At 63.3% G+C, this 13,823-nt stretch carries 14 protein-coding genes and 1 tRNA gene; 6 read left to right on the top strand and 9 right to left on the bottom strand.

Annotation, left to right across the window (positions count from 1 at the left end):
- Nucleotides 1-72: 72 nt before the first annotated feature.
- A tRNA-Tyr gene (locus G4G27_RS01585) sits at nucleotides 73-158 on the bottom strand.
- Nucleotides 159-309: 151 nt separating this feature from the next.
- On the opposite strand from G4G27_RS01585, the gene G4G27_RS01580 reads away from it, so the two are divergent.
- The 3 genes from G4G27_RS01580 to G4G27_RS01570 are packed head-to-tail and all read left to right on the top strand — an operon-like array spanning nucleotide 310 to nucleotide 3,503.
- Nucleotides 310-1,941 (top strand): M20/M25/M40 family metallo-hydrolase, encoded by a 1,632-nt coding sequence (locus G4G27_RS01580; RefSeq protein WP_183111517.1) that lies wholly within the window; start codon nucleotides 310-312, stop codon nucleotides 1,939-1,941.
- A gap of 2 nt (nucleotides 1,942-1,943) precedes the next feature.
- Nucleotides 1,944-2,690 carry a 23S rRNA (guanosine(2251)-2'-O)-methyltransferase RlmB gene (rlmB, locus tag G4G27_RS01575; RefSeq protein ID WP_183113552.1) on the top strand — a complete coding sequence of 249 codons (747 nt, stop codon included), beginning with the start codon at nucleotides 1,944-1,946 and terminating at the stop codon, nucleotides 2,688-2,690.
- A gap of 27 nt (nucleotides 2,691-2,717) precedes the next feature.
- On the top strand, nucleotides 2,718-3,503 hold the full coding sequence (locus G4G27_RS01570) for a hypothetical protein (RefSeq protein ID WP_183111515.1): 786 nt from the start codon (nucleotides 2,718-2,720) through the stop codon (nucleotides 3,501-3,503).
- A gap of 144 nt (nucleotides 3,504-3,647) precedes the next feature.
- On the opposite strand, the gene G4G27_RS01565 is transcribed toward G4G27_RS01570, so the two are convergent.
- On the bottom strand, nucleotides 3,648-3,965 hold the full coding sequence (locus G4G27_RS01565) for a 2Fe-2S iron-sulfur cluster-binding protein (protein WP_183111513.1): 318 nt from the start codon (nucleotides 3,963-3,965) through the stop codon (nucleotides 3,648-3,650).
- A 72-nt stretch (nucleotides 3,966-4,037) separates the two neighbouring features.
- On the opposite strand from G4G27_RS01565, the gene G4G27_RS01560 reads away from it, so the two are divergent.
- A complete protein-coding gene (locus G4G27_RS01560; protein ID WP_183111511.1) occupies nucleotides 4,038-4,661 on the top strand; it encodes a DNA-3-methyladenine glycosylase 2 family protein in 624 nt (207 codons plus the stop codon).
- 12 nt (nucleotides 4,662-4,673) lie between these two features.
- Here the strand turns inward: G4G27_RS01560 and G4G27_RS01555 are convergent, their stop codons facing one another.
- From G4G27_RS01555 to G4G27_RS01530, 6 genes are all read right to left on the bottom strand, one after another.
- The gene (locus G4G27_RS01555; protein ID WP_183111510.1) at nucleotides 4,674-5,171 is read right to left on the bottom strand and encodes a spore coat U domain-containing protein; all 498 of its coding nucleotides are present in this window, start codon (nucleotides 5,169-5,171) and stop codon (nucleotides 4,674-4,676) included.
- Nucleotides 5,168-7,498, bottom strand: coding sequence for a fimbria/pilus outer membrane usher protein (locus G4G27_RS01550; RefSeq protein WP_183111508.1), 2,331 nt, complete (start codon nucleotides 7,496-7,498; stop codon nucleotides 5,168-5,170). Before G4G27_RS01550 ends, G4G27_RS01555 begins: the two co-directional genes overlap by 4 nt.
- Nucleotides 7,479-8,207 (bottom strand): fimbria/pilus periplasmic chaperone, encoded by a 729-nt coding sequence (locus tag G4G27_RS01545; RefSeq protein ID WP_183111506.1) that lies wholly within the window; start codon nucleotides 8,205-8,207, stop codon nucleotides 7,479-7,481. Before G4G27_RS01545 ends, G4G27_RS01550 begins: the two co-directional genes overlap by 20 nt.
- 22 nt (nucleotides 8,208-8,229) lie before the next feature.
- Nucleotides 8,230-8,733 carry a spore coat U domain-containing protein gene (locus G4G27_RS01540; protein ID WP_183113551.1) on the bottom strand — a complete coding sequence of 168 codons (504 nt, stop codon included), beginning with the start codon at nucleotides 8,731-8,733 and terminating at the stop codon, nucleotides 8,230-8,232.
- A gap of 313 nt (nucleotides 8,734-9,046) precedes the next feature.
- Nucleotides 9,047-9,376: a hypothetical protein gene (locus tag G4G27_RS01535; RefSeq protein WP_183111504.1), complete on the bottom strand. Its 330-nt coding sequence runs from the start codon at nucleotides 9,374-9,376 to the stop codon at nucleotides 9,047-9,049.
- A gap of 144 nt (nucleotides 9,377-9,520) precedes the next feature.
- Nucleotides 9,521-9,943 (bottom strand): DUF2147 domain-containing protein, encoded by a 423-nt coding sequence (locus tag G4G27_RS01530; protein ID WP_244624512.1) that lies wholly within the window; start codon nucleotides 9,941-9,943, stop codon nucleotides 9,521-9,523.
- A gap of 64 nt (nucleotides 9,944-10,007) precedes the next feature.
- Here G4G27_RS01530 and G4G27_RS01525 point away from each other — a divergent pair, with 64 nt between their 5' ends.
- Together G4G27_RS01525 and G4G27_RS01520 are read left to right on the top strand one after the other, a co-directional pair.
- Nucleotides 10,008-10,880: an S-methyl-5'-thioadenosine phosphorylase gene (locus G4G27_RS01525; protein WP_183111502.1), complete on the top strand. Its 873-nt coding sequence runs from the start codon at nucleotides 10,008-10,010 to the stop codon at nucleotides 10,878-10,880.
- 71 nt (nucleotides 10,881-10,951) lie between these two features.
- Nucleotides 10,952-12,286 carry an Nramp family divalent metal transporter gene (locus G4G27_RS01520; RefSeq protein ID WP_183111500.1) on the top strand — a complete coding sequence of 445 codons (1,335 nt, stop codon included), beginning with the start codon at nucleotides 10,952-10,954 and terminating at the stop codon, nucleotides 12,284-12,286.
- A gap of 72 nt (nucleotides 12,287-12,358) precedes the next feature.
- Here the strand turns inward: G4G27_RS01520 and G4G27_RS01515 are convergent, their stop codons facing one another.
- Nucleotides 12,359-13,822: an amidohydrolase gene (locus G4G27_RS01515; RefSeq protein WP_244624511.1), complete on the bottom strand. Its 1,464-nt coding sequence runs from the start codon at nucleotides 13,820-13,822 to the stop codon at nucleotides 12,359-12,361.
- Nucleotide 13,823 lies beyond the last annotated feature (1 nt).

Below are 13,823 nucleotides of genomic sequence, written 5' to 3'. Positions count from 1 at the left end.
GAATTGACGTTGAGCCGAATCACGAAATCCAAGAAGCCTTGGTTTTCCAGGACTCCTGCGGATGCGAAGAGTTGGTGGACAGGGCTGGATTCGAACCAGCGTACGCTTGCACGGGCAGATTTACAGTCTGCTGCCTTTAACCACTCGGCCACCTGTCCATCCGGGCCGCCTAAAAAGCGAGGCGGTCCAATGGCGGCGGATCGCGCGCGTGTCAACGCCTCCGTTACACCCGCTGTCAAAGCTTGCACGCGGACGGGGCACCGAATAGCGTGGCGCAACATTGTTGCTCAATCGCTTCAAAGGGTCTCCATGCGCTTATATCTCTTCACCGCCGTCGCGGCGATCGCCATTGCCGCGCCGATTTCCGCTCAGACCGCAAAAAATGCGGGCGGCCAGGTCGACAAGGCGCAAGTCAACAAGATCATCGACGAGGGTATTACGCGCAGTCAGGTGATGCTGACCGCGGCGCATCTGTCCGACGTGATCGGCCCGCGGCTGACCAATTCGCCGTCGATGCGCGTGGCGGAGGACTGGACGCAGAAGCAATTCACCGAATGGGGACTGAAGAACGTCCATAAGGAAGGCTTCGAGTTCGGCCGTGGCTGGACGCTCGACCGGTCGAGCGTGCGCATGGTCACGCCGCGTCCGATCCAGCTCACCGCGATTCCGATCGCCTGGACGCCGGGCACCAACGGCACCATCTCCGCCCCTGTGTTCGTCGCGCCGATGAAGCGCGAGCGCGACTTCGACAAATGGCACGGGCAATTGAAGGGCAAGATCGTACTGGTCACCCTGCCCAATAGCGGCAACGAACCCGACACCGCGCCGTTCAAACGCTACACCGCCGAGGAACTGGCCAAGCTCGATCAGTATGAGCAGCCCAAATACGACCCTGAGGCGGCCGATCGTCGCCTGAAGCGGCTGGATTACACCAAGAAGCTCGGTGATTTCCTCAAGGCTGAGGGTGCCGTGGCCTATGCGACCATGTCGTACCGCGACGGCAAGCTGGTGCATGGCGAGGGCTATCTGTTCGGCGTCGGCGACACGATGCCGCTCCCCGGCGTGGAGATCGCGGCGGAGGATTATCGTCGCCTCGCTCGCCTCGCCAAGATCGGCCCCGCACCGACGCTCGAAATCAACACCGAAGTGCGCTTCGACGATAGCGACACCAAGGCATATAATGTCATCGCCGAAATCCCCGGCACCGACCCCAAGGCCGGTTATGTGATGGCAGGTGCGCATCTCGATTCATGGGTCGCGGGCGACGGCGCGGGCGACAATGGCGCGGGCACCGCAATGATCATGGAGGCGGCGCGCATCCTGTCGGCAAGCGGCCTACGGCCGAAGCGCACGATCCGCTTTGCGCTGTGGGTCGGCGAGGAACAGGGCCTGCTCGGCAGCCTTGCTTATGTCGAACAGCATCTCGCCACGCGTGGCAACGCCAGCGATCCGGCGCAGACCGGCATGAAGCGTTTTTACGGCTGGTCGAACCGCTGGCCGATCAAGCCGCAACCAGGCTATGGCGACCTTGCCGCCTATTTCAATCTCGACAATGGATCGGGCAAGATCCGCGGCATCTATGCGGAGAATAACCCGGCTGTGGTCGCGACTTTCAAGGAATGGCTCGCGCCCTTCGCGTCGATGGGCGCGACCAGTGTCGTGATCCGCAAGACCGGCGGCACCGACCATGTGTTCATGCAGGCGGTCGGTGCGCCGGGCTTCCAGTTCATCCAGGATCCGCTTGATTACAACAGCCGCACGCACCATTCGAGCGTCGACACGTTCGACCATCTGAAGGCGGACGATCTGCGCCAGGGGTCGATCATCCTGGCGTCGTTCCTGGCCAATGCGGCAAACGCGGACAAGGCACTGCCGCGGCCGCCGCTGCCGACCCAGCCGGTGGTGACCGACCCGTTCGCTTATAACGACGACGAGGATTGATGATGGCACGCAAAGGACATCGCCCCTCTCAGGCCGCCGCCGGCCGCCCCCGTTTCTGGGGACGGCACGCGGTTACGGCCGCGCTCGCCAATCCCGAGCGCGTCGTGCGGAAAATGTGGGCGACGCGCGAGGCGCTGGCGTCGCTCGACATTCCGCCAGTGATCCCGATCACCTTCGCCGATGTCGCCGATCTTGCGCGGCTCGTGCCGGGCGATGCGCCGCATCAGGGCCTGGTCGCTGAAGTTGATCCGCTCGAAGACGTCTGGCTCGGCGATCTGCTCGATCAGGGCGCGGGCGACCGCCGCCCGCTGATCGTGCTCGACCAGGTCACCGATCCGCACAATGTCGGTGCGATCCTGCGCTCCGCCGCCGCATTCGACGCGCTCGGCATCGTCACGCCCGATCGCCACTCGCCGCCCGAATCCGGCACCATTGCACGCGCCGCATCGGGCGCGCTCGAGATCGTGCCCTGGGTGCGCGTGGTCAATCTCGCCCGCGCGCTGGAGGAAATCGCCGAGGCGGGTTTCTGGCGTGTCGGCCTGACTGGCGAGGCAACGCAGACCCTGGCCGAGGCGATGGGTGAAACGCGCGTCGCGCTGGTGCTCGGCGCCGAAGGCGAAGGCATGCGGCACAATACCGCGGCGCATTGCGATGAGCTTGCGCGCCTGCCGATCTCGCCTAAGATCGAGAGCCTGAACGTGTCCAACGCGGCGGCGATCGCGCTGTATGCGGTGACGACGCGGGGTTGAGTTCTGGGCTGAAGCGGGGGAGTTCTTATGATCGGACGTCTGCTGCGTGTCATCATCGGTATGCTCATGCCGCTGGCGCTTGCCGGTTGCGTGCTTGCGCCGGGCAAGTTCGTGTCGAAGATGACGATCAACGCCGATCGCAGCTTCACCTTCTCCTATGTCGGCGAGGTGATGGCACTCGACCTCGGCAGCGAGTTCGGCAAGGGCATGGGCGACGCCTTTTCCAGCGACACGCCGTCCGGCGACACGCCCGAGCCGAGCACTGATGACGGCAAGGGCGAAGAACTACAGCCGGCGCTGTGGAAGATCGCGCTGCAGGACAGTGAGTCGAAAGACGATGACGCCGACAAGAAGGCCGATGCGGCGGCCAAGAAAGCCGCGGCCGAGATCAAGAACAAGGCGATTGCCGAGGCCCTGTCCAAGGAAGCGGGATACCGCAAGGTAACCTATATGGGCGACGGCAAGTTCGAGGTGGATTACCAGATCTCGGGCACGCTGACGCATAGCTTCGTCTATCCGTACAATGTCGACGCCGAGGCGGTTTTCCCGTTCATCGTGGTCGAGGTGCGCGCCAACAATACGGTGCGGATCAAGGCCCCGGCCTTCGCCAATGAAAGCACGAGCAAGGGCATGCCGGGCGCCGACCAGGCATCGAGCAAGCTCGATGGTGTATTCACACTCGACACCGATGCCGAAATCGTCAGCCAGAACAATGAAGACGGCGCGGCAAGCGCCGGCGGCCGCAAGACGGTGACGTGGAAAGCGACCCCGCTGTCGAAGACTGCACCGATGGCGGTGCTGCGGTTCAAGTAGCGAAAACTCCCCTCCCTGCAAGGGAGGGGCTGGGGGTGGGTGCGATCGCGAAGCGCATCGCTCGGTGCGAAGCGCCGAACGGGGCTTCGAGCCCCGCCCGCCGCTGACCCACCCCTAACCCTTCCCTTGCAGGGAGGGGAAAACCTAATCCTCGGCCGCCACCGTCACGCGCAATCCATCCAGCGCATCGCCGAATTCGATCTGGCACGACAGGCGCGAGTTTTCGTTACGATCGCTCGACGAATCGAGTAGGTCGTTCTCGTCCTCGCTCATCGGCGGAAGTTTGGCAGCAAATTCCGGATCGACATGCACATGGCAGGTGGCGCAGGAGCAGCAGCCACCACACAGAGCAAGGACCTCGTCGATGCCGGCGTCGCGAATGACTTCCATGACCGAAAGACCGGCCTCGCCATTGATTTCGCGTTCTTCCCCTTCGCGCGTCACGACGATAAGTTTTGGCATGCAACATCCCTCCGGTGCAGATCTTGGCGCACGCCATGCCGCGCCGCGCATCCTCGATCAAGGCAAGATGATATGGGCCTGACCGCAGTTCAGCTTCGCGGCGCACTCGATACGCTCGCCGCAAACGAACCCGCCTTCGCCGCCGCCATCGCGCGCGTGGGTTATCCGCCGCCGCGAATCCGCGAGCGTGGTTATGCCACGCTGCTGCGCACGATCATCGGGCAACAGGTCAGCGTGCAGTCCGCACAAAGCGTGTGGAACAAGTTGGAGAGCATCGTCGGCAGCCTGGACGATCCCGGCAACATCACCCGCGCGAGCGACGAGCAACTGCGCGAGGCCGGCATGTCACGGCAAAAGGCGAGCTATGCGCGCAGCCTTGCCGATGAGGTGACGAGCGGGCGGCTCGATCTCGCCAACCTTCCCGCCGATGATGATGAGGCTGTCGCCGCATTGGTCCGCGTCAAGGGTATCGGCCGCTGGTCGGCGGAAGTCTATCTGCTGTTCGCCGAAGGACGCGGCGATATCTGGCCGGCGGGCGATCTCGCGGTGCAGATCGAAGTCGGGCGGATTCTCGGCCACGAAACGCGCCCCAGCGAAAAGCTCATTCGCGAACTGGCCGAGGCATGGCGCCCGCACCGCGGTGCGGCAGCAATCTTCGCCTGGCACCAATATGGCATCGGCACGCAAGTGATCTGAAATCGGCTTGGTTCAGTAGGTCACCGTGACGATGATCGTATCGCTATAGCTGCCGGCGGGGACATTCTGACCAGCGGGAATGCGGCCATAAACCGTCGTCGTCTGGTCGACCCCGAGCAGCGCCGTGAAGTTTCGGGTGATGCGCGATGAGCCGCCCGAACCGTTTCCGAGGATCTGGCTGCGAGCCGCGTCGACATAGATATTGTAGGTGAGGATCGACGCACCGTTGCGGAGCGTGCGCTGGGCATAGGTTCCGGAAGAGCCGGTGCTCAGATCGATCGTATACGAGCCAGCGAGCGCAACGAGCAAAACACATTGAACCCGCACCGTGCCGGACGACTCATTATTCGTCGCATCGACCGGAATATAACTGCCAAAACTGATTCCGGTAGTGGAAACGGTGCAACTGCAGAGCGACAAGGGCGCACAAGCCGCTTCGGCAGGTGTGGACGTGACCACCAGCGAACCGAGCAATATCGCCAGCGCGAAAAAGAGGCGCCGGAAATTCATCGCGCGCCGGCCGCCAGGTCGCAGCGTAGCGGTCCGATGCGCGGCAAGACATCGCCGGCGGGCAACGCCCCGAGAATCAGCCGGCATGGGCCCTGCCGGGTCTCGAACTCGATGACCATACCCGGTCGCACCTCACGCACGAAGACTTCGCCGCCATAGCCGGCGAACACCGTTTCGCCGGTGTCGAGCCGCACATCGGTGCCTGCTTCGATGGGCGTACCGTCCGCCGCCTGCAGCACGATGGTGGCGGGATGGTCCTTTTCGATCGCAAAGCGCGCCCTGACCGCACCGCGATAGCGTGGCACGACCAGCAGCGTGTCGTTGGACATGCGTGCATCGATCGGCACATCGCCGGGGTCGATCGCGATCCGGTTCTGTTCATAGGCGCGCAGATCCGGGATGATCGCACGCCCCTTGGCGTCCGTCCGGGTAACGGGCCGGTTCTCCTGGTAGATGCGAACATCCGCGAGATCCGGTACGTCGACGACGCCCACCGCGTCCTCGACGCGCCGCGTCGCATAAGCGCGGCCGCCGGTGAAGAGCAGTCCGCCGCTTGCGAGCGCCCTGACGCCCGCATTGCCCTCGACCCGTCCGGCCTCCAGGCTGACTTCACCAGGGTCGCCGCGCCACAGCAGTTCGGCCTGCTGACGGTCGCTCTCGCCCGCGGCGGCGGTGAGGCGATAACCCCAGCCGCCCTGGGTCGGCGGCGTCCGGCGGACTTCCGCGAGCACATTGCGGTTGTCGGCACGGGCATAACCGCTGCCGCGCGATCCGAACGGGATGGTGAGGCCGGCCCCGAAAGTGGTATCGACCCCAAATCCCTCGATATCGCTGCGCAGCCCGAACAGGCTGACATAACCGCGATCACCGACCGCCACGCTGTAACTGGCCGATGTGAGGCGGGTGCGATTGCGGTCCGCATATTCGAGTCCGGTATAGACGATGCCGATATTGCCCCACCGGCCAAGCGAGACTCCGGCCGATCCCTGAAGCTGATCGGTGATGCGTTCCGCGTCGCGATAGATGCCGAGCTGGTCGAAATCGCGCGAGGCGTGCTGATAACTTATCGCGACATTCCATGCCGGCGAGATGCGGCTGAAGAAAACGCGGTAGAATGCGCCGCTGCCGTCCCCACCCTGTGATGCGCCGGCGGCAATCCCGACTTCGCCAATCGCCGGCCAGACGATATCCGCGCCGGCACCGATCATACGCACATCGCCACTCAGTTCCGCGCGCCCTTCGAGGCTCAACCAGTCGGTGATACCGCGTCGATAGGAACCAGCGGCGAAGGGATTGCGATACGCGAAGTTGCTGATGCCGTAATCGCGCCGTTCCCCGCCCGCCTCGAGCGACCAGGCGCTCAGGCCGCGGCTGAGCAGGCGCGAGCTGACATAATAAGACGATGTCACGCGACGCTCCACGCCCAGTGCGTCGCGGATGACGAGTGTCACTTGACCCGCGCCGTTGACCAACGGCACCTGGTCGATCGAGAAAGGCCCCTGGGCGACATCGGTCTGAAAGCGCCGCGCATTGTTGACCAACAGTTCGACATTGGAGGGGATCGCGGTGCGGCCGGTAAAGGCGGGTGTGGGAAAGGTCACCAAGCCCGGCTGCAGGCCGAATTCGGTACCGAACCGGACACCGCCGAAACGTATCTGACGCGACCAGTCACGCGCATCGGTGACCGCATCGCCGATCACCAGGCGGGTCAGCGCACCGGGATCGTCACGCAGGAAATAGCTGTCGAGCCGCGTCACACCGCTGGACCCGGCACGCTGGCCGATCGCCATGGTGGAAGTGAGCAAGCCCCAATCATCCGATATGCCGGCCTCCAGAAACGCAGCGGTCTGGGCTTTGCCGTCATATTGCACGGACAAATCATAGTTGAGGAACGCCGCGAAGGCGCTCTCGGTCGGCAGCACAAGCGCCGCGGCCCCGGAAATGCTATGAGCATCGAACAGCTTGGCGGGAATGGTCAGCCCGATTTGCTGGCGCGCGGCATCGAACCGCAGCGTGACGCCGGGCAGCGCGCTCAACGGGACATAGGATTCGGCATCGATCATGATCGTCGGTGCTGCGGGCAGCCGGACATTCCAGCGCGTCAGGTCGACCGTGCGCATGAGGAAGACGCCATCGCGCCGTGCCAGCAGATAATCCTCGTCCTGAGCGAGGCCGTTGATCGAGACCGCCACGAACAGCAACTCGGTTCCGTCGGCATGTTGCTGCCGCGCCGGCGGATCGTGCGCCGCGGACTGCGCTCTTGCGGTGCTCGGTTCGGCAACGGGGCACAGCGCAGCCATGACGAAATTAAGGGCGGCCAGCTTCATGCGGGGCCGCCTCGCTGACGAGATCCACGGACAGGGGCGCCTGGTCCGTCACCGCGTTCAACTTGAGCGCCTCCCCGGCGCGGACCGACGCATCGACATTGAGCATGATCTGCTTTGACGCACCGGGCAGCAGGTAGACCGACATGTCGTCGGCACCCAATTTCGTGCCATCGGCGCGCGCCAGCGCGAGCCGATTGATCTGGATATGCGCAGTACCCGTATTGCTGATCGCGAACGCCATCTTCCCGGAACTCGCCGGCCAGGCGCGCCAAATGAGGCGGCCGGTCGCCTGCGGCGCGGGTACGAAGATCGGGATGCTGATACGAAGCAACGTACGGACTTCGCCGGGCTGAACCGCGCGCGAACCGGGCACTTCTTCGAGGAACACGCGATAGCTCTTCTCGATCGTACCTGGCTGGGTACGCAGCCCGAAGCGCGCAATCTGTTCGCCCTGGGCCGCAATCTCGAACAGGCCGGGATTGGCGAGTATGTCGCGCGTCTCCTCGAACACATCCTCGCCGCCGACCTGGCGCCAGGCGAACACACGGACCTGGATACGCGCGGACTCCGCACTGCTGTTCTGGATCTTCATCGTCTGCACCGGAGCCTTCGGGGTCAGCACGATCCGGACCGGATACAGTCTAAGCGAGACAGCCTGCGCCGCCACCGCCAACAAGATTATCGCGAAGGTGACGGCGCTTGCGCGCATCGACGCGCGCATCAAACCGGCCTCAATAATTCACGGTGACGGTGATGGTGTCGGCATAGCTGCCGATCGGGACATTCTGACTGGCGGGAAGACGGCCATAGACGGTCAGGGTCGACGCAAGAATGGGTGCCGTCGTCGCCAACGGCGTGTCAGTGCCCGGCGTGTTGCCCCAGTTATTGGTACGGCCGGTCTCCTGATACAATGCATAGTCCAGCGTGTTCGCACCGCTCGTCATGCGCCGCGTGGTGACCGTCGCGCCCGAGCCAGTGCCTGCATTGAGGCCAACCGTGAAGGATGTGCCGACGGTGCACAGAACGGAAAGCGTGGTTGAGGCATCGACCGGCGATGTCGCGGTCGGATCATAATTGCCGAACGACAGCGGATTGGCACTGACGACACAGGCCTTAAGGACCGTCGCCGTCACCGGGAACGTGGTTGTGGTGGTTGCCGCCTGTGCGGCTGGTGCGAGGAGCAAGCCGACACTGACGACGCAGATCGAACTGGAAGCAAAAAGATTGACACGCATGGTCATATAGCCTTCCGAAATACGTATTATACGCAACAATATGCCGCGAACTCTCTACAGCATTACGAAACTCCCAACAGAATAATGATCCGCCATTAGAGATAGCCTCCATTTACCCTGAAGATATTAAATTATTGTAATCGTAAATGCTGCCATACTCAACTTAACGTTGATTATCACAGGATAGTCATAAGCGTATATTACGTATTATGCCTGGGGTAATGACTATGTGACGCCACTGATGTATTACCGGATACATCCATAACGGATGTTATTCAATGTCAGAATTCGGACGCTTCAGCACGGCTGACCGTCAGAAAATTATCTTGACCTCGATATCGTCCGCTTCAACGGCACCTTCCCAGTCGCTGGCGCCTCCTCCCTCGGGGGGCAGATCGGGTTGCGCAACCATCCCTGCCCGGTCGATCACGACAGCGAATGATTGATCTGACGAAGCACAGTCGACCGACACGGGGCGTAAGTCGTCCGCCTGCCGCCCCTGCCATTGCACCGCCGAGATAGCGCATGGCGCGACGACGGTCGCGCCGACCGAGAGGCCGTTGGGCGCCGCGTGCGATGCGGCAGGCGCCATCAAGACCAGCGTTGCAATCGCTGTCCGCCAGAGGATTTTCGATGCGCGCACGGCGCTTTGCGGCCTATGTCAAAACGCCACCAGCCGCCATCCCCGACACGACAGCGAATGGCCCATATCGGGATAGCCGACACATCATCCGCATCACGGATGAAACCTCGCGATGAATAAACCGTTCGCCTCAGGTCCGGACGGTCACCCCGCCGGCTTCCAGGTCTGCGTCTTACAAATGATGAAGTAACATCCCTTCACGCGCAGCGTGCCATCCGGATTACGGCTCACCACAGAGCTATAGGTGTTGCCATATTGCGGATCGTAGAGCCGCCCGCGCCAGTCGTCGCCGCTGTCTTTCATACTGAGAAAGATCGGCAGGCCGACCAATGGACGCCGGCGCAGCTTCGGGTTGGAATTGCGCTCGTCCACCGTCTTGCCGACATCGGACTTGGGCAGCAGCTTGACGATATGGCCGCACACTGCAGAGCCGCATGGCGCAATCTCGACCACCGCCTTCTGGTTCTGCGTCACCCAGCGGCCGAGCACCGGCTCGGCGGCCTGCGCCATCGCAGGAAACAGCGCCGACGTTGCAAAAAATACGGAAAGGAATGCGGCGATACGCATAATATCATAGCTCCAGGAAACGGCAGTTCATACGCCGCGATTCGGTAACGGCGGAGGGTGACGGATGGGTGACGGTTGGACGATCGGGATCATCGGCGGGTCGGGCCTTTATGCGATCGACGCGCTTGAGGACGCCGAATGGCGGCGTGTCGAGACTCCATGGGGCGACCCATCCGATGAATTGCTGTTCGGATCGATCGGTGGAGTCAAGCTGGTGTTTCTGCCCCGTCACGGAAGGGGACACCATATTTCGCCGTCCGAATTGAACGCGCGCGCCAATATCGACGCGCTGAAACGTGCCGGCTGCACCGATATTCTCGCGATCTCGTCGATCGGGTCGCTGCGCGAGGAATTGCCGCCGGGCAGCTTCGTGGTGGTCGACCAGTTCATCGATCGTACCGTCGCCAGGCCATCGAGCTTCTTCGGCAGCGGCATGGTCGCACATGTCTCGATGGCCGAACCAGTCTGTCCGCGCCTCTCGGCCTTTGCCGCCGAAGCGGTGAACGCCGCGGGTGGCACGGTCACCAAGGGTGGTACCTATCTCGCCATGGAGGGGCCGCAATTCTCCAGCCGCGCGGAAAGCCTGCTTTACCGGCAATGGGGTGCCGACGTAATCGGCATGACCGCAATGCCCGAAGCCAGGCTCGCGCGCGAGGCGGAACTGCCCTACGCGCTGGTCGGAATGGTCACTGATTATGACTGCTGGAGAGAAGAGGCTCATCATGTGGAAGTCAGCGCAATAATTACACAGATGGGCGCAAATGGGGCCATCGCGCGGCAGGCTGTGGCCGCATTTGCCGGAGCACTTCCGGCGGAGCGAACCCCCTGCCCACTCGATACGGTGCTCGATGCCGCTCTGATCACCGCACCCGAGGCTCGCGACCCGGCATTGCTGGCGAAGCTCGATGCGGTGATGGGGCGGGTTTTGGGCAAGTAGTTCCTCCCCGGAACGGGGAGGGTCAAGTGATCGGTTGACGCCAGCCTCCGCATCGGTGACTGAAAAACCCGATGCCGCCGCCGCCACCTTTTTCCGAAGCCGTCGCGCACGAACGCACGCCGTCACTGTCGGAAAGTTACCGCACGGTCGCCGTGCCGCTCGGCAGGGGGCGCTTCTGGGGCAAGCTCGGCGCGTTTGCCGGGCCCGGTTATCTTGTCGCAGTCGGTTATATGGATCCGGGTAACTGGGCGACCGACCTCGCGGGCGGTTCCGCGTTCGGCTATACTTTGCTCTCGGTCATCCTGCTGTCGAACCTGATGGCGATGGTGCTGCAGTCATTGTCGGCGAAGCTCGGCATCGTCGCCGGGCTCGATCTCGCCCAGGCGTGCCGCGCCCATTATGGCCGCACGGTCAATTTCGCACTGTGGCTGTTGTGCGAACTGGCGATCATCGCTTGCGATCTGGCCGAAGTACTCGGCACGGCGATCGCCTTGCAATTGCTCTTCGGCCTGCCGCTTGTCGCGGGTGTATGTCTGACTGCGTTCGACGTGCTCATCATCCTGTCACTACAGCGCTTCGGCTTCCGCAAGCTCGAGGCGTTCATCATCACGCTGCTGATCGTCATCGCCGGCTGCTTCGCCTATGAACTGGCGATCGCCCAGCCGAGCATCGCCGCGATCATGGGCGGACTGATCCCGACCACCGAGATCGTCACCAATCCGGCGATGCTCTATATCGCAATCGGCATTCTCGGTGCGACCGTGATGCCCCATAATCTTTACCTGCACAGCTCGATCGTGCAGACCCGCCAGTTCGGCCAGGACGAGGCGGGCAAGCGCGATGCGGTGCGCCATGCGACGCTCGACAGCACCATCGCACTCGGCCTCGCGCTGTTCATCAACGCCTCGATCCTGATCCTCGCGGCGGCTGCGTTCCACACCACCGGCCAGACCGATGTCGCCGATATCGACCAGGCCTATAAGCTCCTGTCCCCGACGCTCGGTGCGGGCGCGGCGAGCGTGGTGTTCGCGGTGGCCTTGCTCGCGTCGGGGCAGAATTCGACCGTCACCGGCACGCTCGCCGGCCAGATCGTGATGGAGGGATTCCTCAACCTCAAGCTGCGCGTGTGGATCCGGCGCATGGTGACACGCATGATCGCGATCGTGCCCGCCGTGATCGTCGTGGCGATCGCGGGTAATGCCGGCGCGACTCAATTGCTGGTGTTGAGCCAGGTCGTGCTGAGTCTGCAATTGCCCTTCGCGATCGTGCCGCTGGTCAGCTTCACCAGCAGCCGCGCGACAATGGGCGTGTTCGCCAATCCGCTATGGCTGAAGGTCACCGCCTGGGGAATCGCGGCGGTCGTGATCGGGTTGAACACGACGCTGCTGATTCAGTTCTTCTTTTAAACAGGATGACTTCGGACTGAACTGGCCCGTCATCCCCGGTTTCGCGGGGAGGACAGAGGGAGCCGCTTCCCCTTACTCCGATCCGCCCGTTGCCTTCCGATAATCGAGCGCCGGCTTGCGCTCGCCGAGCATCGCTTCGTAGCGGAAGTTCGGGCCGCGCGCCTTGACCAACTCCGCCTTCGCCTCGGCCAGCGTCTGCGGACTGGTGAACAGGTCGGCGGCGGTCAGCGCGATTGTCTTGGCGGCGACAACCCCACCCTTTGCGCCGATGCTCATCCCCGACGCGGCGACTGCCTGCCAGCTATGTGCCGGTGTGCCGGGCACCCAGGTTGCCGTGCCGAGGCCAATCGTCGGCGTCGTCCAGCTGATGTCCGACACATCGGTCGATCCACCCATGTCACCGGCCCAGATCGGATCGATCCCGGCGACCGCAGCGAGTGGCTTTTGCGTCGGCAATGTCTTCTGAATGGCGGTGGCCCATTGTAGTTCCTCCGGCGTCCAGGTCTCGCCACCGACACTCTTCAGGTTGCGCTGCATGACCGCCGCCAATGTGTTGCTCGCCAGCATCGAATAGACGCCACCGGTCGCCTCGAACTCGACCGTGGTGCCGGTCGCGATCGCGGCACCCTCGGCCGCCTTCTGCACCCGCGCCATCACCGATTTGACGATCGCCGGATCGGTGTTGCGCACGTAATAATAGCTTTCGGCGAAGTCGGGCACGACGTTGGGCGCCTGGCCGCCATTGGTGACGATGTAATGGATACGCGTCGACATCGGGATGTGCTCGCGCAAGTAATTGACCGCGACGTTCATCACCTCGACCCCGTCGAGCGCTGACCGCCCCTTGTCGGGTGCGGCCGAGGCGTGCGCGGCGAGGCCATGGAAGCGGAACTTGCCCGAGATATTCGCCTGGCTCTTGCCCACCGCGACGCCGTTCTGGTCGCCGGGATGCCAGTGCAGCACCGCATCGACATCGTCGAACAGGCCGGCGCGCACCATATAGACCTTGCCCGAGCCGCCCTCTTCCGCCGGCGTGCCGTAGACGCGGAGTTCGCCCTGGATCTTGTTGGCGACCATCCAGTCCTTGATCGCCATCGCGGCGGTGATCGACGCAGCGCCAAAGATATTATGGCCACAACCATGACCGGCCGCCTTCCCGGCAATCGGGGCGCGCGTCGGCGTCGCTTCCTGCGCGAGGCCGGGCAGCGCATCGAATTCGGCCAACACGGCAATCACCGGGCCGTTGCCGTTCTTGAAGCTGGCGACGAACGCTGTCGGCATACCCGCGACGCCCGGCGTGAGGGCGAATCCGGCTTTTTTGAGATCGGCCTGAAGCAGCTCCGAACTCTTGGTCTCCTGAAAGCCGACTTCGGCATAGTCCCAGATCTTCTTCGCGGTCGCAGCCAGTGCCGGCGCGCGGCCATCGACATTGGCGAGGATCGCGCCGCGCTGCGCATCGGGCAGCGGCTGGGCGCGCGCGGCTGCGGAGAGCGCGAGCGCCGTTGTGGCAAAGAGCAGGCTGCGAATCATCGTCATT

This window comes from Sphingomonas sp. So64.6b, assembly GCF_014171475.1.
Taxonomy (GTDB): Bacteria; Pseudomonadota; Alphaproteobacteria; order Sphingomonadales; family Sphingomonadaceae; genus Sphingomonas; species Sphingomonas alpina_A.
The sequence above is the reverse complement of the archived record's forward strand: the minus strand, read 5'-3'. Positions and strand labels throughout refer to the sequence as shown.

Excerpts from the sequence above, each read along its gene's own strand:
- G4G27_RS01530 (WP_244624512.1), bottom strand. The coding sequence starts at position 9,943 with ATGCGTATCGCCGCATTCCTTTCCGTATTTTTTGCAACGTCGGCGCTG.
- G4G27_RS01555 (WP_183111510.1), bottom strand. The coding sequence starts at position 5,171 with ATGAATTTCCGGCGCCTCTTTTTCGCGCTGGCGATATTGCTCGGTTCG.
- G4G27_RS01525 (WP_183111502.1), top strand. The coding sequence starts at position 10,008 with ATGGGTGACGGTTGGACGATCGGGATCATCGGCGGGTCGGGCCTTTAT.
- G4G27_RS01570 (WP_183111515.1), top strand. The coding sequence starts at position 2,718 with ATGATCGGACGTCTGCTGCGTGTCATCATCGGTATGCTCATGCCGCTG.
- G4G27_RS01565 (WP_183111513.1), bottom strand. The coding sequence starts at position 3,965 with ATGCCAAAACTTATCGTCGTGACGCGCGAAGGGGAAGAACGCGAAATC.
- G4G27_RS01550 (WP_183111508.1), bottom strand. The coding sequence starts at position 7,498 with ATGAAGCTGGCCGCCCTTAATTTCGTCATGGCTGCGCTGTGCCCCGTT.
- G4G27_RS01515 (WP_244624511.1), bottom strand. The coding sequence starts at position 13,822 with ATGACGATGATTCGCAGCCTGCTCTTTGCCACAACGGCGCTCGCGCTC.
- G4G27_RS01560 (WP_183111511.1), top strand. The coding sequence starts at position 4,038 with ATGGGCCTGACCGCAGTTCAGCTTCGCGGCGCACTCGATACGCTCGCC.
- G4G27_RS01545 (WP_183111506.1), bottom strand. The coding sequence starts at position 8,207 with ATGCGCGCAAGCGCCGTCACCTTCGCGATAATCTTGTTGGCGGTGGCG.
- rlmB (WP_183113552.1), top strand. The coding sequence starts at position 1,944 with ATGGCACGCAAAGGACATCGCCCCTCTCAGGCCGCCGCCGGCCGCCCC.
- G4G27_RS01520 (WP_183111500.1), top strand. The coding sequence starts at position 10,952 with ATGCCGCCGCCGCCACCTTTTTCCGAAGCCGTCGCGCACGAACGCACG.
- G4G27_RS01580 (WP_183111517.1), top strand. The coding sequence starts at position 310 with ATGCGCTTATATCTCTTCACCGCCGTCGCGGCGATCGCCATTGCCGCG.
- G4G27_RS01540 (WP_183113551.1), bottom strand. The coding sequence starts at position 8,733 with ATGCGTGTCAATCTTTTTGCTTCCAGTTCGATCTGCGTCGTCAGTGTC.